This window comes from Ventrimonas sp. (assembly GCF_048380235.1).
Taxonomy (GTDB): domain Bacteria; phylum Bacillota; class Clostridia; order Lachnospirales; family Lachnospiraceae; genus Brotaphodocola.
This window is the reverse complement of sequence record NZ_DBFCCJ010000024.1, coordinates 1-17415: the sequence shown is the minus strand read 5'-3', so window position 1 is coordinate 17415 and position 17415 is coordinate 1. Positions and strand designations below refer to the sequence as shown.

Below are 17415 nucleotides of genomic sequence, written 5' to 3'. Positions count from 1 at the left end.
CCTCTCTTTTTATTTGAATATAATACAGCCGGTTCCCTCTGGGGTCACTGCTGAATAATCACTTGTCACTTCCACTCCATCGGTCACATAGAGGATTTTTCCCTCCGTATAAACCTTTGCAGAGCCTTCGGTAAGTACCATATGGCTGTCTTTTGCTGCAGCCTTCCGGATATCCGCATCTTTTCCGGCAGGTGTTTTGTAGCTCATATCCGGAAGCCTGGTTTCTTCCGTATCCAGAACCTGAAGGGAAGTCACCGTGTGGGTATCATCCCCGTTTTCTTCGGAAAACCTTACAAAGTCCTCCGGTGTGCCGTACGCGAATACCAGCTTTCCGGTCTTTCCTTCCAGGCTGCTGCTTACAAGCGCTGCCGGAAGCTTCGCAGAGCCATCGGTATTCTCTGACTCGGCCGCCGCGCCCTGCTCTTCATTATAAGAAGCGATCTGCTCTCTGACAAACTCTGCCAGGCCATCGGCGCTGTACAGTTCATTATCCTTTTCAGACGTATAGATCATGGCGCTCTGCACGCTTAAGTCATCCGCCACGTAAATGCTGTTCTCGGAACCGTCCCAGGTATTCCCCGAAGACTTAAAACAGCCTGCGGTCCAGACTGCGGCAAGCAGTACGGATGCAGTCAAAACTGCGATTTTCTTTTTCATAACGCTCCTCATCTTCCCCGGACCTTGTTTGTCTCTGTGTAACTGTTCAGTACCTTCACAGTCACGAGCAAAAATCCATGAAAAATTGCCTGCGGCAATGGGATTTTTGCCTGCCAGCCTATGTTTTCTTACGGTCAGCGCAATAAATGCGCAGACCTACTGAACAGTTACATCTCTGTCCATTTTACAAAATAAAATGTGCCCTGGCACACGCAAACAGGGCCGGTATCCCGCATTGCAGGACTATCTAGGATTATACCTGTTCATGGAAGGTTTTTCAACACCTTATTTTTTCCCGGCTTTTTGTCCTACAGACCATGACCGCATTCAGCACTTCGCGCCTGATGTCCGTGCCACGGTCTGCTCCATCATGCGCAGGATATCCAGAGAATGAAACTCCCGGTCAATAAAGCGGCGCTTATTCAGTTCCACGCAGTGTTTCAACTCTTCCAGCACCTCCGGTGCCAGTGTAAAGGTATACAAAGATTCCAGCGGAGAAGCAATAATGTACTCCCAGGCATAATTTGCGGAATCACTGACCGGACGCGGCGGATGCTCTGTATAATCTCCGTTGATGACCATGCTGCGAAGCTCAAATACAGCCTGCACCAGCGGATCCGGCAGAGCCGGCTTTAACAGGGCCCGCAGAGACTGGTACAAAAGCAGAAGCTGCTCTGTGGCCTCCAGATTCTCCCGTCCGTAGTAATCTGCAAACTCCAGGAAATACGAGCCATAGCAGGCCGCTTCCATATCCAGCGGGATCTCGGCAAAATAGTTGAGCACATCGGCCCCCTGCAGGTTGTAGGCATCCCGGCCCTCATACAGCTTAAACGTTCCAAACACAAAGGGTCTGGTCACGCCCATCAGCTGGCTTCCGGGCCGCTTGGCTCCCCGGGCAAATGCCGTGATCTTCCCCCGCTCACGGGTTAAGATCACCAGGCGCCGGTCGTTGTCTCCCACCGGCGATGCCTTTAAGACTATGCCTGTCAGATTCACAGATTCTCTCACTGCTGTTTGCTGCCTTTCTTTCTCAATTCTTTTTTGCCTATTCTTTCGGATTGTATCCGTAATTCTTCATCAGCAGCTCACTGTCACGCCACTCTCTGCGCACCTTAACCCAGATCTGCAGGTTCACCTTTGTCTCCAGCATATCCTCCAGCTCTCTTCTGGCCGCAGAGCCAATGCGTTTTAACATGGCGCCGCCCTTTCCTATGATGATGCCCTTATGGGAATCCCGCTCACAGATGATCGTCGCTTCTACATCCATAATGCCATTTGGCCGCTCACTCATCTTTTCGATGGTAACTGCAATGCCATGGGGAATTTCTTCATCTAACATGCGCAGGGCCTTCTCACGGATCAGCTCGGCCGCGATCTGGCGCATCGGCTGGTCGGTGACGGTATCCTCATCGTAAAACTGCGGACCGTAGGGCAAATACTTGAACAACTGCTCTAAGAGCCTGTCGGTATTCTTGTCCCGCAGCGCAGACACCGGAACGATCTCCGCAAAATTGCAGATATCCTTGTAGGCATTGATGAAAGTCAGGATGTCCTCCTGATTCTTCACTGTGTCGGTCTTGTTGATGACCAGGATGATTGGTGTCTTGATGCCCTGAAGCTGTTCAGCAATATGGCGCTCACCTGCGCCGATAAAGGTACTCGGCTCCACCAGCCACAGGATCAGGTCTACCTCTTTCAAGGTATGCTCAGCCACATTTACCATATATTCGCCCAGCTTGTTTTTCGCCTTGTGGATGCCCGGAGTGTCCAGGAAAATGATCTGGCCGCGTTCATCCGTGTATACGGTCTGGATACGATTTCTGGTGGTCTGCGGCTTATCAGACGTGATGGCGATCTTCTGGCCGATGAGATGGTTCATCAGCGTGGATTTGCCCACATTCGGCCGTCCGATCAGGGTAACAAAGCCGGACTTTTTCTGAACCGGAGCGGCCTCGACTGTGCCATCTGCACCGGCCTTCTTTGCCCCGTTCAGTTCCTCCAGCAGTTTATCAAAATTGGTAGCTTCCGGTTTTTTTGCCATAACTTATCCTTTCGAAATGCTTATCCTCTTGTAAGGTTTAAAATCTCGCCAAACATACCGCGGTTGGCCTCGATTTTCTCCTCATTGCCCACCACGCAGAGGCTTCCGGTGGCAAGGACTGCCCGTACCTGGGCAGCCAGCGCACGGATGTCTTCCTTGGTGGCGCCTAAGATCTGGTCACGCTCTGTCTGCATCATTTCTTCGGTCACGCCGGACAGGTATGCAGACAGGCCTCTGCTGCCCTTCACAGACGGGGTCAGTGGAGCATCCAGGTTGCTGATGGTTCCGATGACATACTTGGTCATATCGCGCTCATCCGGGTCGAAGGCTTCCAGATATGCAGGGATGCCCTCGTAGATCTCATTGGTCTCCTTCAGGTTCGGGTCACGGTAAGATACCAGATAGCCCTCTCCGGAGCGTCCAAAACCACTCATGCAGCCGTATGCACCGCCCTTCACACGGATATTCAGCCACAGATAATCATAGCTTAAGATCACCTGCAGGATCTTTAATGCTCCGGTATACTGCAGTCCGGCATCGCGGAAGTTTCCGCAGCGTGCCACATAATCTACCTGTGCAGAGGTCTTTAAGCCCTCATTTAAATTCTTAACCGGATGGGTGAAAGCATACTTCTCACCATTCCCCTGCGGCAGCTGATCTGCCAGAAGCTTTAAGGTCTCAGGAAGCTTCTCATAGCCCTTGTCATCTGCAGTGTAGTTCACCAGCATGTTGGCGCGGGTAAAGAGCTTTTTACTTACCTCCTGCAGTCTGGCTATGATCTCCCCCTTCTTTGCAGCGTAATCCTTCTCCAGCTGTTCCAGGAAATGATAATATGCGGTACCGCCGGTCAGTTCGTTGTAGTAAGCAGTTGCAGAGAAATAAGAGGTTGCACGGGATACTGCGGTGCTGTGTCCCGCATTCTCCAGCTTCATCTTCGCGCGGGAGCGGGTTTCCTGAATCACCTCGCCCAGACGCTTCTCATCCGTAAATACCGAATGGTTCAGGATCTCCTCCAGCATGGTAAAGCCAAAGTCCAGCTTGTCATAAAGCACACGGATGCTTGCCACAAAGGCTCCGGTAAACTGCTCCGGCTTCTCCAGGTTTGCGTAAGAGGTCACAGAGAAATCCACACCTCCGCTGTTTAAGTGAATCTCACTGGTCAGATCTGAATAGCTGTAATGCTCTGTGCTCACGGAACCCAGAATGGATTTTAAAAGACCTGCATACGGAAGGTCCTCAGGCGGCAGCACTTCCGTGTTAAACAGTACCTTCAGATAGCCGATCCCGGCGGTGAAGAAGTTGTGATGCAGCACCTTGATACCAGCCTCTTCCTTTTCCGTCCAGCAGAAGGTCTCTGCTTTCTTATCTATGTCTTCCCGTTTTAAGAGCGGGATCTTTGCCAGAATCTCCGGAGTGGAAGGAGTATCCTGATACTCCTTCAGCTCTCCCGTTGCAGCGACCAGCTCCTCCAGCTGCTCCTCGGACAGGGAGGCTTTATAGTCTGCCAGCTTTTTTGCAAGCTTTTCATCTTCTTTGGCTGTCAGGTTCTTCTCCGGTGCCACCACGATCACAGCCTCAAACGGATTGTCCAACAGGTAATCTCTGATGAGCTGTTCAAAATATCCATTCTCCACCTCTTTCTTCAGGAAATCAAAGGTTTCCTGATAGCAGAGATGAGTCATCGGATCTCCGTCGTATAACCAGCTGTCCAGGCACTGAAGGCCGTACATCAGGCCCTTTGGTGCAGAACCGTAATCTGCCTCGCGGTACTTAAACTCAAAATAGTTCATGCCGGCCAGCAGGCTCTTACGGTTGATACCCTGATCTGCCAGCTTGCGCAGGGTTCCCTTCACAATAGCCAGGAATTCGCCCTTCTGTTCCTTATTGGCATCCTTGGCAATTACGGAAAAATACGGCTGAAGAATGCCGCTCTCATAACCGCCCAGAATGTCCTTGCCTATACCTGCATCGATCAGGGCCTGCTTCAGCGGCGCCCCCGGTGCATCCAGCAGAGTATACTCCAGGATCTGGAATGCCACATACAGTTTCGGATCCAGGTCATCACCGACAACCGTGTTGATGGAAAGATAGGTTGCGTCCTCCTCGGATTCCCCCTCTGTAATGGAGTAAGAAAATTCGCGCTCTACCGGAGCTTCAAATGCCTTCTGCTCCCGGATTCGGGAATCTACCTGGCGCTCCTCATAGTGGCTTAAATATTCCTCATCCAGCCAGGTCAGCTTCTCAGCCATATCCATGTTGCCGTACAGATAAATATAGCTGTTGGACGGATGATAATAGGTTTTGTGGAAATCCAGGAATTTCTCATAGCTCAACTCCGGGATATATACCGGGTCACCGCCGGAATCTTTGCCGTAGCAGGTATCCGGGAATAAGGTTTTCTGGGTCACGCTATCCAGAATACTCTCCGGAGAAGAATACGCGCCCTTCATCTCATTGTATACAACACCGTTGTAGATGAGTGGCGCATCCTTGCTCTCCAGCTCATAATGCCAGCCTTCCTGGCGGAAAATTTTCTCTTCCTTATAGATATTCGGATGCAGCACAGCATCCATATAGACATCCATGAGGTTATGGAAGTCCTTATCGTTGCAGCTTGCCACCGGGTACACAGTCTTATCCGGATAGGTCATGGCATTTAAGAAGGTATTTAATGACCCCTTTACCAGCTCTACAAACGGATCCTTTAACGGGAACTTATCGGAGCCGCAGAGCACGCTGTGCTCCAGAATGTGCGGCAGTCCGCAGTCATTGTCCGGCGGCGTACGGAATCCGATACAGAATACCTTGTTCTCGTCATCATTGGATACCAGAAACAGTCTGGCTTTTGTCTTCTTATGCTCCAGCACAATGCCTTCCGACTGCATCTCCTCGATCATTTTATGCTCTACCACGCGGTAGGCATCCAGTTTTTTGATTGCTTCCAGCTGACTCATGCGTATTTTCCTTTCCGGTTACCGTTTGATATTTTCGGCATGAACGGTAACTTTGTCTGTCTTTTATTCTGTCTTGTTTTTCTATATTTTATAGATTACAGGTTTCCCATCAGGCGGTCTTTTAATAAGGCAATGCCGTCACGAAGGGAGAAATGCGGCAGCAGCACTTTGTCGGCCTCCGATGCAATGCCATAGACCGTACCGTAATTCTGCTTTTTCGCGATCATGCCTGCCCGGCACAGGTGAAAGTTGCTGGTAATGATGCCGATACGCGGCTGACGTGCCGGAACCGGCTTTCTGTTAAGCAGCATTTCTCTTTTTTCAATCATTACCCTGCTGTATGCGAGATTCTCCACCGTACTGAAGGACTGTTCCTCTTTCAGCAGATGATCTGCATCCGCCCCCTGTCCCAGGAGATAAGCCTCCATGGCCTCTGCCTCGGAACACGGCTCTGCATCGCCCTTCGCACCGGAGAGCACCAACATGGTTTCCGGATTCTCCTCTGCATACTCCAGCGCCTTATCCAGACGGAGCTTTAATGTTTTGCTTATGCTTCCATCCGGCCTCACCTTGGCCCCCAGTACGATCACATAATCCAGAGATGGCTCTGCCGTGGCCGGAATACGCCCAAAGATCAGGATCTGTGTCACCAGAATGATCATCAGGCCGGAGGCGCATAAGGTCACAAAAGATACAGGGAGCCAGAGCGGCATGCGCTCCGGATATTTCTGGTAAAAGTGGATCCCGGCAGCCGTAGCTCCGAAAAATCCGCCGATCAGAAGCCATAACACAGCAAAGGAAGTACCAAAGCCCGCGTACAGCACAATGACACCGTAATACACCAGGCAAAGCACTGCCGCCGCAGTGAAGACCCATATTAACATCATTTCACCTCACGTTAGTTTTATGCCGTAAAATATGGCACAATTAATATAATTATACTGCATTTCCAGAACTGCCACAAGAGCGAATATTGCAATATTGAGACGTAACCACATAAGGTCCGAAGGTTCGGTCAGACTATACAGAATCAGCAGATGCTGTGAAATTTTGTACTTCATTCGCTCCGCCGCCTATTGCCAGACCTGCGAGCAAAACTCGCGTGCTCTGCACGCTCAGACAATGCTCTCCGGTCTGGCGCTATGCTCGCGTATGAAGAAAATTCCAACGCATCTGATTATTCTGTATAGTCTGACCGAACCTTCTGCTGTATTGGTTATTCTACGATAATAAATGCAGCCAAAACGTTACTGACGAAAGCCTGTAATCTGGCTTTTATCTGATAGTGGCGTTCTGGCTGCATTTTCTTTTTATGGCAGAGTTAATATGGGCTGCAGTCACTATCTTTTGTAGCGAAGCCAATACAGCAGGAAGTGAATGAGACCGTCTTCCGGGATTTTCAACATATCAGATGTTTGCATCTTGAGCACACACGTCCGAATGTGGCGGATGTTAATCCGACACAGGCGAACGCGTGTTAGCGAGAGCAAGCAAACAACGATATGTGAAAATAGAGGAAGACGGTCTCTTTCACTTCCGGACCTTTATTCAGCTTTGTAACTCAAATTTTTATTTTAAGGCATCGGCCATTGCTTTCATGGCTTCTCTGGTATCATCATGCACAGCAGATTTGATGGTAACTACCTGTTCCAGTACATGCACATCTTTCATCGGCTCTAAGATACCGCGCATGATTTTTCCGGCTAACGGTGCCCAGGATCCGTTCTCCATCAGACCTACAGTACGCTTCTGAAAATTCTTGGATTTTAAGTGCAGCAGGAACTCTTCCATGCATGGGAACACACCACCATCATAGGTTGCTGCAGCCAGCACCATGCGGTCATAATAAAATGCCTTGCGCACAGCCAGGGAAACATCGGTGCGGGATAAGTCAAACACCTCGACCTCCTCACCGTTTGCACGGAGCAGCTCTGCCATCTCTTCTGCTGCCTGTGCAGTGTTGCCGTGAATAGACGCGTATGCTACCATCACACCGTGCTTCTCCGGCTGATAGGTGCTCCAGGTCTGATATTTATCAATGTAGTAGCCCAGGTTTTCTTTTAAGATCGGTCCGTGCAGCGGGCAGATCATCCGGATATCCAGGCCAGAAGCCTTCTTTAACAGTCCCTGTACCTGCACGCCGTACTTGCCTACAATATTTAAGTAGTAACGTGCAGCCTCCTCTGCCCACTCTTCTTCTGCATCCAGCGCGCCAAACTTTCCGAAGCCGTCTGCGGAAAACAGAATCTTTTCGCTCTGCTCGTAAGTTACCATAACCTCCGGCCAGTGCACCATCGGTGCCATAAAAAACTGCAACGTATGACTGCCAAGGCTTAAGGTCTCACCTTCTTTTACAAGCACCTTACGCTCAGTCAGATCCATCTCAAAAAACTGGCCCATCATAGCAAAGGTCTTTGCGTTTCCCACAATTTTTGTTTCCGGATAACGCTCTGCAAAGTTTTTGATGTTTGCCGCATGGTCAGGCTCCATATGAGACACAACCAGATAATCCGGTTTCCGGTCACCAAGCTCCCTGACAAGATTTTCAAACCAGGTATCGGTTGCCCGTTTGTCAACGGTATCCATCACCGCAACCTTTTCATCCAGGATCACATAGGAGTTATAGCTGACTCCGTTCGGAATCGGATACTGGCTCTCAAAAATATCCAGTGTTTTATCATCTGCTCCCACATATAAAATAGAATCTGAAATATACATATCACACATTGTAGTAGTTCCTCCTGTCTTTCTGTCGTCACAATGTCTTTATTATAATGCCCTTAAAAACTGCCGTCAACGCCATTTTCCGACTCTCTTCGGTATCGCTCTACCATTTTCATGATATCCTGCTTCGTGTACGGTTTTTCTATGAATCCGTATGCCTGAATTTTCCATGCCTCCAGAGAAAAACCCGGAATACTGGACATCAGCACTACCGCCGGAGCATTTTTCAGTTTCTGCAATTCTTTTGCCAGACTGATACCACTGATATCCGGCATCACAATATCCGTAAATACCATATCCACCGGATTCTCCTTCACAAATTCCACTACAGCCACTGCTTCTTCGAAACTTCCAAGCAGACTGACCTCAGCCATATTGCGGAAAATCCCCTCAATTTTTTCCAGAAGTTCCGGTGCATTATCCACCGCAACTACATTTACAGCCATGCTCTCCCTCCATTCGCAGCAACACTCACCCCTGTTTCTTCCAGCCTGGAAAACATGGCTGGGCGCACACCGGCTTTTCCGCCAGAAGACATTCCACTGCTGCCCTGTATTCTTCCATCTTCTGTGCCTTGCGTATCTTTTTCATCAGTTTCGTGCTGTCTTCAAACGCTTCTCCCAGATAGGTCCATAGTTCCTTCATCTTAAATAAAACATTTTTATCTCCCGGTATAGCTCTCCGGTATCCTTCCAGCACATCATCATGAAAAGCACGAATCCGTTCTGCAGTAAAAGGTGTCTCCTCTGTCAGGGAAGGATTCGTTAAAAGGCCGCGGCCAAGCATGACCGCTTCCACACCCGGATACTGATTCCGGAAATTTCTGATATCCTCCCGGCTAAACAGATCTCCGTTATAAAAAACCGGGTTCCGGCTTTCTCTCACCGCAAGATCAAACGCGTCCATGCGCGGATGATTCTTATAATAATCTGTCTGAACCCGCGGATGCACAATCAGATTTTTGAGCGGATACCTGTTATAAATAGAAAGAAGTTCTTCAAATTCTTGCGGATCTGTCTTCCCGATCCGTGTCTTAACAGACAGGTCCATGCCAAGCCCGCAGATTCCCTCACTGACCTGATAGAGAAACTCATCCAGCTCCATCGGATATTCCAGGAAGCCGGACCCCCGCTTTTTTGCTACTACCGTTCCAGACGGACACCCCAGATTCAGATTCACTTCCATATAGCCAAGCTCTTTCAGGCGCTTAGCTGCCCACAGAAAATCATCTGCATTATTTGTCAGGATCTGTGGAATGAGAGGAATACCCTCATTATGCTCCGGAATCACATCGTTTAGTTCTCTCGGTGTAAGCTTACGGGTCTGATTCGGTGAGATAAATGGAGTGTAATATTCCTTGATGCCATGAAAATGCCGGTGATGGGCATTCCGGAACACATAGCCGGTAATGCCCTCCATCGGCGCAAATAAATAATCCATATTCTTCTGCCTTCCTTCACATTTTCAGCATAAATCCTTCCTAGCAGAGGCTGAAGCCCACACATTCCACCTTATCCGCCACCAGAGATTCACAAATCGGCAGCTTCTCAATATCTGCCCGAAGCAGCGTGGAGGCTGTGCGGAAATCTCCCTGCTCCAGATAATCCAGTAAAGCAAAATGCAGGTCCGCAGCCATGTAACAGTTTTTCATCGTTTCCAGAAAGTATATCGTCTGCCGGTCTATACTCTCCAGCAGATAATGAAGCGCCACTTCATTTTTGTAAGTCATAAACAAGGTTTCATGGAACTCCCGGTTCAGTTTCCAGTATTCCATAAAGCTGCGGCTTTCCCCTCCGTTCTCATATTCCTGACACAGAGTGCGCAGCTCCCGGATCCGGTCTTTCGTTACCATATCATGATAACGTTCCAGAAATGAGCATTCCATCACAGTCCGGAAATTGATGATATCCCGCAGCTCTTCCTGCGCCGGTTTCCGTATACGATAGCCATGGCGTGGCGTACTGGCAATAATCCGGTCACTGCGAAGCTGCATCAGTGCCTCGCGCACCGGCGCACGGCTGACCTGATACTTTTCCATCAGACTCTTTTCTGTCAGAAACTCATCGAAAGAGAACTCATTATTCATAATTCCGGCAAATATTTTATTATAGATCTGATCTTTGATGCTGTCTTCTTTTTTTCTTTTCACTTTCCCAAACCTTTCCAGTTCCTGTTCTGATACTTCCCATGCTATTTCACTATAATCATATCACAGTTTTTTTATTTTTCCAAATTATAAATTTCATAGGACGCAATTTGGTGGAATTTACCACTGCACTGGAATTTAAAATTTCAAGTCAGCACTGTGAACAGTGTGTGTGGACAGTAACAACGTTGTAAGATGACATCCAAAACGGTTATGATTTTATTTTCACAATATATCTTGCATTCCGGATCGCGCTGTGATATGATTACAGTATCTTACAAATGCGTAAGCAAATAAAAGAAAAGAGGGGTTTTGTTATGAACGAGCAAAAGCAATCAAAACGTTGGATTGGCTACCTGCTGTTAGCAGTCATGGCTGCTGCGTTCCTGTACCGTGGTGTCTATCAGGTTGCCACCGGTAAGGCACAGTGGGATGTTCAGACCGCATTCTTAACCATGCTGATCCTGGTTATCATCGGTGAAGTCATTTCAACAGCAACCAAGGCATTCGTGCCGTCTATGTTCATTACCGCAGTCCTGTTTGTCCTCGGTTTCTGGACTTATCTCCCAGCCGACATCCTGCAGCAGGCCGGTATTGCTTCCAACCTTCCTACCTTCCTGGTTATGATGATGGTTGTCCACTTAGGAACCATGCTGGATATCCAGGAGCTGATCGATCAGTGGAAAACCGTAGTGGTTACCCTGGCCGGCATGTTAGGTATCCTGGTTGTCATCCTTACGGTAGGAACCGTGATCCTTGGTAAGGAAACCGCAGCAGTTGCAGCACCTCCGTTAACCGGTGGTTTCGTAGCTGCCATGATGATGCAGTCGGTTGCTCCGAGTGAGCATCTGGCAATCCTGGCTATGGCTGTATACGTACTTCAGGGCTTCGTCGGATATCCGCTCACCAGCATCTGCCTGAAAAAAGAAGGCTATTCCGTATTAAAGCAGTACCGTCAGGGCACCTGGAAAGCCGCAGCTGTAAAGGAAAAAGCCAATGACGATTCTGCAAAGAACTATCTGTTCCCACAGATCCCGGACAAGTACAAGAGTGACTTTACCTACCTGTTCACCATGGTCATCCTTACCGTTATGTCCGGTTACCTGGACAAACTCAGCGGCGGCTATATCTCAAAATTTGTGTGGGCTCTGATCCTCGGCGTATTCGCAACAGCAATGGGATTCATTGAGAAAAATGTACTGGTCCGCTCCCGCAGCATGGGCTTCGTTTACACCATCATTATGATGTTTGTATTCTCCCAGTTAAGCAGCTGTACTCCGGACACCGTGATCCAGCTGATCAAAGATTTTGCGATCCTGATCGTACTTTCTACCGTTGGTATTGCCATCTTCTCCATCCCGATCGGACGCAAGTTCGGCATGAGCACCCCGATGGCATTTGCCCTGGGGCTCGGCTCCATCGCAGGTGGTTTCCCGGCAAGCTACACCCTGAGCGTAGAGGCCGCAAAGGTTTGCGCAGAGAACGAGGAAGAGTATCAGGTTCTGGAACAGCACATGCTTCCTAAAACCCTGGTTGCAGGTTTCGTCAGCGCAACATCCGGTTCTGTATTCATTGCAGGCGCTGTTATGGCAATGTTCTTCAAATAAGAGGAGGTTCCATCATGGATTTAGGTTTAAAAGGTAAATCAGTCGTTGTAACCGGAGGCAGCAAAGGAATCGGCTTCGCAGCAGCAGAAGCATTTCTCAAAGAGGGAGCCAAGGTTGCCATCTGTTCCCGCCACGAAGAGGAATTGAAGGAAGCAGCCGAAAAGCTTTCTCAGTATGGCGAAGTTTATTATGAAGCTTTCGATGTTTCCAAGGCAGAAAGTAACTACGCTTTTGCTGAACATGTCAATGATCGTTTTGGCAGCGTTGATGTCTGGGTTAACAATGTAGGAGCCACCGGCTTTAAAAAGGGCGACGAGTACGATGACGAGGAAATTGATTTCATGACCGGTGTCTGCTTTAAATCTGTTATCTACGGATGCCAGGCAGCATTCCGGTACATGAAAAAGCAGCATTCCGGCGCCATCGTCAATGTAAGTTCCCTGGCAGCACGCTGCTCCTCCGCCGGAAGAAGCACGCTATACGGCCCGTTAAAGTCAGCGATCAACAACCTGACTAACACCTTCGCCGGTGAATATTGTCCATATAATGTACGCGTTACCTGCATTATGCCAGGCTTTACCGTAACCCCGCTTGTGCGGGCACATATCAGCCAGGAGGAGCTTGACCGCAATGCAAATGCTACCCTGCTCCGCCGAATGGCAGAGCCGGAGGAGATTGCCAAACCAATCGTATTCCTGGCAAGTGATGCGGCAAGCTACATGACCGCCACCACCATTGAGGTATCCGGCGGACGCAGTATGACGCTCAATCCTACCTATGCTTATGACAAGCTTGCGGCAGAAAAAGCAGAGGCAGCAAAATAGATCGTAACTGCGATGTTTCTAAGCAGTTGCAATAAATCTTATGTCCCAATCACATGTAGTAAAAACAAAAAGGAGGAGTTACCATGATTGACAACAAAATCACCATCAAAGACGACGAGAAAGTGAATATCCAGCGCGGCGCGATCGGTCATCGTTCCACCTGGACCGGCCTTACCTACAAATACGCAGCAGAAGCCGGCAAGGCTGAAGAAGCTGAAAAAATCATCCGTCAGGCCATCAGCGAAACCGGACGTGTCCAGGGCAATGCTTTAAGAGAACAGTGCCCGGATCCGACCAGCTGTAAATCCTTCTGCGACACCATGTTCACACCAACCCTGTTAAAATCTTTTGAGGTCGATGTTAAGGAAAAAACTGATGATGTTCTTGACGTTGAATTCCATCACTGCCCGCTCTTAAAGGCATGGCAGGATCTCGGCTTTGACGATGAGATGTGCGCAAAACTCTGTGATATCGCTATGGACGGCGACCGTAACATTGCAAAGGCAATGGGCTTTGATTTCCACTTGGGCGATACCATCGCAAATGGCTGCCCGACCTGTCAGGTAACCTTTCGCAAGAAAAAATAAGCAATAAAAAGCACGAAATGCCGGGGTGGTTCTGTTGGACCGCCCCGGCACTTTTTCTACACCGGCTGTTCCGGAATCATGCTTTTCCGGCCAGTTATCTCTCTCTTTTATCGAATATAGTAGACGTAATCTGCTTTTCTCGGTGCTGCCTCCTTCAGCGGCGCTGCCGCATAGCCAAGCACCAGATGGCCGATGCCTTCATAATCTCCCTCAATGCCAAGACTTTTTAAAAGTTCTTTCCCCTCCTGAGTTTCAAACTCTTCCTTTGCACGATGGATCCAGCAGCTGTCCACGCCAAGATCTGCTGCAGCATTCATAAGATTTCCCAGAACCAGAGTTCCATCATAAAGATAGGTCGGCATGGCCTTGTTTGCCAGAACGATGAGCAGCTCCTGTGCTCCGTAAAACGGATCAAAGCTTTCATCCTTTCCCATAAACTTTGCGTTCATGACAGAAAGCTTATCCCGCAGTTCTTTATTGGTAACCGCAATGATGATCGGGGACTGTCTGCCCATGCCTGTGGCCGCATAGGTTCCTGCTTTGATGATGGCCTGCAGTTTTTCTTCTTCAATAAGCTCCGGCTTGAATGCACGGCAGCTTCTTCTTGTTTCCAGTACTTTTAATGTTTCTGACATGTTATTTCCTCTCTTTCCGGTGCTAATTTATTCATGGCTCTTTCCTATGACTCTAAGGGAGTGACATTCTAACACGGTGTTCTTTCCATGCACAGGCTCATGCCCCGGCATCCGGCATAGCCAGCCAGACATCCGAGCAGCATTCCGCCCAGTACATCAGTCGGATAATGCACATACAGATACAGCCTGGAAAACGCAATCAGAAACGCCAGTAGCAACACAGGCTTCCAAACCTTCTTTGCTGCTGTACGGCTCTCCGATACCGCAGCACCAATACTGCTATATGCATGAAAAAACAGTGCGGATGCCGATGCAAACGCAGCGGATGTATGTCCGGACGGAAATGACCAGTCGGACGGTCTGGGAATCAGAAGCTGAATGGCCATGTTCACATCGCATGGACGGGGTCTGGCTACAAACGGTTTTATAATTCCGTTGCACAGAATGGTGTTTATGATCAGCGCCACGGTAAGCACAGCACCACAACGTCTCGTTTTCGGAATCAGCAGCAAGATCAGTGTAAGCATGATCCAGATTGCCCCTGCATTTCCCAGCTTTGTGATCGTACACATCACCTGGTCCCCTATTGGTGTGTGCAGCTTCTGGAGCAGATCCAGAATATCAAATTCAATTTCCATATCATCATCTCCTCCTATGACTATAGTCACAAGAAAGCTGCTTGTCAAGACATCTTCTCTGCGAAGAAAAGGACATATGACGTTTACATTTTACCAGTTCTTATCTATAATAAAAATAACCTGAGACAAAAATATCTCAAATACAATCTGAAGGGACAGAAAATAAAATGTTAGAAATCCAAGCTATTCAAAAATCCGCTTCCACAACGAACGGACATGTTGTATCCGATCCTGTCTTCTGTATGATCCCGGCCTCAAAAGATCTGGATACACTGACCGGACTTTATAAAAAAGAATTGGAAGCTGCTGCTTTCAAAGGCGCAGAAACCATATACTTTCCTTCTCTCTCCTGCAGCTCCCAGCCGCTTTTATTCCGGGCCATCAGTCAGATCTACCGTACCATCCTTGATTTCGGAGATGCAGGCGATACTTCCGTAAAAAAAGTCTGCATTGTCTGCGAAGATGATGATATCCGCAATACTTATATGGTTGTCTGGAACTTCTATTATGCAGGAACAAAAAACGCTCGCATGAACGATGGCCGTTGGGACTGATCCGTCCATCCGGAGCAGTTTATGAAACAATTTTTAAATAATCACCAGTAATACTGTTCCCACTGTAATAAGTAACACGCCGACTGCCGCTTTCTTTGTCAGCCTCTCATGAAATACAAGCCAGGAAAAGGCAATCGTCACCAGCATACTGAGCTTATCAATCGGGACTACCACGCTTGCCGGTCCCTCTTGTAATGCCCGATAATAACAGAGCCATGATGCTCCCGTTGCCAATCCTGACAGACAGATAAAACCTAATTCTTTCTTCTCTATCGCCTTTATCGCTTTCTGTTTTCCGGTAACAAACACCATAATCCACGCCATAAGCAGCACTACCGTAGTACGGATTGCCGTACCGAGATTGGAATCAATCCCTTCGATTCCAATCTTTCCCAAAATAGAAGTCAGGCTGGCAAATATCGCTGAGAGCACCGCGCAGATCAGCCACCCGCCGCTCTTTTTCCCGGAATCTGTTTCGATGTCTTTTTTCGTTATCATCATCATGGTTCCATTTCCAATAAGCACTATAGATACTACTTTTGCCCCTGTAATTCCTTCGTGAAGAAAAATGAGTGCCAAAAGAATAGAAAGTACGGTACTGGATTTATCAATGGGTACAACCTTATTGATGTCCCCCTTCTGAAGAGCATGGAAATAGCACAGCCACGATGCGCCTGTCGCCAATCCTGACAAAACAAGAAACAAAATCGTCCGACCATCAATCTGAGTTATCCCGCCCCATGTTCCGGTAATCAGCACCATGAGCCATGAAAACAACAATACCACCACGGTTCGGATAGCTGTCGCCACATCCGAATCCGTTTTCTTAATTCCGCATTTTGCCAGAATTGCCATGATTCCCGCAAAAAAGGAAGAGCCTATCGCATAAAAGATCCACATAGTGCAATTTTCCCCCCTAATAATTCAGACTTGTCTGAACCGTTACAATCCTCCTACTCATTCAGACGGTATCCCGCTGGCCATACTGTTTTCAAAATCTTAGGATTCTTTTTGTCATCTCAATCCCAAGTTTTCTGATCTTATCTATGGATTCCGTCCTTGCCGTAACCATAAAAATCGAAATATCAATCTGCTCCTTTATCTCCCGTCAGATTTCATATCCGCTTTTACCTGGAAGCATCAAATCAGGCAAAACTCACTCCTATAGTACCACATTCTGCGATAAGTGCAATATCACCCGTCTGAACATCTCTGTGATTCACCTTTCCGCAGGACTCTTCCCCACAGATTTTTCTTTACTCCTGCTGTATACACTCTGCCAGCCTTAATATCTTCCATGCCTCTCTATTTCTGCATTGAACTGTTCCTTTGCCAGAGAGCCATACGCAACAGGCTCCTCCTTACCCTTTTCTGTTGCTGGTTCATGAAATCGTTCCAGGTAATCATCAAAAATCATTACTGAAAAGACCGGATACCAGTGTTCATATACAGGGTGGGTTTTCATGAAATTCAGAAATAGCTCCTGCTCAAGTTTCGTCAACGCTCTACGCTTTTCCGACTGAAAACAATGTGCTTTTTTCAATTCTCTCAACACATTATCTGACGGGTTATTTCTGATGAAGTCATCATCGACAGCAATCTGTAAAACCTGATGAAGAACCGTATGATTCTTCTCCGACCATTCCGTAATAAGCTCTGGATGTACTTCTGCTAAACTGTTGTTCATAGCCAAACCTCAACCTCCTTGTGCTTAGAGTATATGAAGTTTTGGCTTTATCTTGTAGTTTGCGAATATCCGTATAAATAGAAAAAGCCCTTTGAGAAAAGGATTTCTCCTCTCTCAAAGGGCAACCTGATAGTCGAGTAGACTAAGACCTCTCAATCTTAGCCCCTCACAGATCCGTACGTGCGGCTTTCCCGCATACGGCTCCTCATAGTAACATTCACTTCAATATAAACAATAGTACGTTTTAGGTTTTGCTAACGGGTAATACTTGAGCATTTCCACAAATCCATTCCATGTGTATGCCCGTCTACAACCTCTCCGATTCATGGCTTTGAATAGAAACTGTTGTACTCTATGCCGG

17 protein-coding genes are annotated in these 17415 nt (G+C 48.1%); 4 read left to right on the top strand and 13 right to left on the bottom strand.

Features of this window, described 5'->3' with window-relative positions; genetic code table 11:
* Positions 1-9 precede the first annotated feature (9 nt).
* The 9 genes from ACMP1L_RS04215 to ACMP1L_RS04175 all read right to left on the bottom strand — a co-directional run bounded on the left by ACMP1L_RS04215 (position 10) and on the right by ACMP1L_RS04175 (position 10525).
* Positions 10-657, bottom strand: a complete 648-nt coding sequence (locus ACMP1L_RS04215) for a hypothetical protein (protein WP_177303274.1) — start codon at positions 655-657, stop codon at positions 10-12.
* A 327-nt stretch (positions 658-984) separates the two neighbouring features.
* Entirely contained in the window at positions 985-1665 is a 681-nt protein-coding gene (gene recO / locus ACMP1L_RS04210) for a DNA repair protein RecO (protein ID WP_418452084.1), read from the bottom strand.
* Positions 1666-1702: 37 nt separating this feature from the next.
* Positions 1703-2698: a GTPase Era gene (gene era / locus ACMP1L_RS04205; protein ID WP_118732135.1), complete on the bottom strand. Its 996-nt coding sequence runs from the start codon at positions 2696-2698 to the stop codon at positions 1703-1705.
* 20 nt (positions 2699-2718) lie between these two features.
* Positions 2719-5652 (bottom strand): insulinase family protein, encoded by a 2934-nt coding sequence (locus ACMP1L_RS04200; protein ID WP_418452083.1) that lies wholly within the window; start codon positions 5650-5652, stop codon positions 2719-2721.
* A gap of 95 nt (positions 5653-5747) precedes the next feature.
* Positions 5748-6539, bottom strand: coding sequence for a YdcF family protein (locus ACMP1L_RS04195; RefSeq protein ID WP_418452082.1), 792 nt, complete (start codon positions 6537-6539; stop codon positions 5748-5750).
* A gap of 682 nt (positions 6540-7221) precedes the next feature.
* Positions 7222-8379 (bottom strand): FprA family A-type flavoprotein, encoded by a 1158-nt coding sequence (locus ACMP1L_RS04190; protein WP_418452081.1) that lies wholly within the window; start codon positions 8377-8379, stop codon positions 7222-7224.
* A gap of 53 nt (positions 8380-8432) precedes the next feature.
* A complete protein-coding gene (locus ACMP1L_RS04185) occupies positions 8433-8822 on the bottom strand; it encodes a LytR/AlgR family response regulator transcription factor (protein WP_118733109.1) in 390 nt (129 codons plus the stop codon).
* Positions 8823-8847: 25 nt separating this feature from the next.
* Positions 8848-9816: a tRNA dihydrouridine synthase gene (locus ACMP1L_RS04180; RefSeq protein ID WP_178276469.1), complete on the bottom strand. Its 969-nt coding sequence runs from the start codon at positions 9814-9816 to the stop codon at positions 8848-8850.
* Between the two features lie 40 nt (positions 9817-9856).
* Positions 9857-10525, bottom strand: a complete 669-nt coding sequence (locus ACMP1L_RS04175; protein WP_118733111.1) for a GntR family transcriptional regulator — start codon at positions 10523-10525, stop codon at positions 9857-9859.
* Between the two features lie 314 nt (positions 10526-10839).
* On the opposite strand from ACMP1L_RS04175, the gene ACMP1L_RS04170 reads away from it, so the two are divergent.
* From ACMP1L_RS04170 to ACMP1L_RS04160, 3 genes are all read left to right on the top strand, one after another.
* Positions 10840-12129, top strand: coding sequence for a hypothetical protein (locus ACMP1L_RS04170; RefSeq protein WP_418452080.1), 1290 nt, complete (start codon positions 10840-10842; stop codon positions 12127-12129).
* Between the two features lie 14 nt (positions 12130-12143).
* Positions 12144-12953 carry an SDR family NAD(P)-dependent oxidoreductase gene (locus ACMP1L_RS04165; protein ID WP_118533064.1) on the top strand — a complete coding sequence of 270 codons (810 nt, stop codon included), beginning with the start codon at positions 12144-12146 and terminating at the stop codon, positions 12951-12953.
* Between the two features lie 83 nt (positions 12954-13036).
* The gene (locus ACMP1L_RS04160) at positions 13037-13540 is read left to right on the top strand and encodes an L-2-amino-thiazoline-4-carboxylic acid hydrolase (RefSeq protein ID WP_118733131.1); all 504 of its coding nucleotides are present in this window, start codon (positions 13037-13039) and stop codon (positions 13538-13540) included.
* A gap of 107 nt (positions 13541-13647) precedes the next feature.
* Here ACMP1L_RS04160 and ACMP1L_RS04155 read toward each other — a convergent pair whose 3' ends face one another.
* The gene (locus tag ACMP1L_RS04155; protein WP_118533060.1) at positions 13648-14175 is read right to left on the bottom strand and encodes a nitroreductase; all 528 of its coding nucleotides are present in this window, start codon (positions 14173-14175) and stop codon (positions 13648-13650) included.
* 68 nt (positions 14176-14243) lie between these two features.
* Positions 14244-14813: a phosphatase PAP2 family protein gene (locus tag ACMP1L_RS04150; RefSeq protein WP_418452079.1), complete on the bottom strand. Its 570-nt coding sequence runs from the start codon at positions 14811-14813 to the stop codon at positions 14244-14246.
* Between the two features lie 167 nt (positions 14814-14980).
* On the opposite strand from ACMP1L_RS04150, the gene ACMP1L_RS04145 reads away from it, so the two are divergent.
* A complete protein-coding gene (locus ACMP1L_RS04145; RefSeq protein ID WP_418452078.1) occupies positions 14981-15367 on the top strand; it encodes a hypothetical protein in 387 nt (128 codons plus the stop codon).
* Between the two features lie 33 nt (positions 15368-15400).
* Here ACMP1L_RS04145 and ACMP1L_RS04140 read toward each other — a convergent pair whose 3' ends face one another.
* Positions 15401-16267, bottom strand: coding sequence for an EamA family transporter (locus ACMP1L_RS04140; RefSeq protein ID WP_418452077.1), 867 nt, complete (start codon positions 16265-16267; stop codon positions 15401-15403).
* 385 nt (positions 16268-16652) lie between these two features.
* Positions 16653-17060, bottom strand: a complete 408-nt coding sequence (locus tag ACMP1L_RS04135; RefSeq protein ID WP_418452076.1) for a hypothetical protein — start codon at positions 17058-17060, stop codon at positions 16653-16655.
* Positions 17061-17415: the final 355 nt, after the last annotated feature.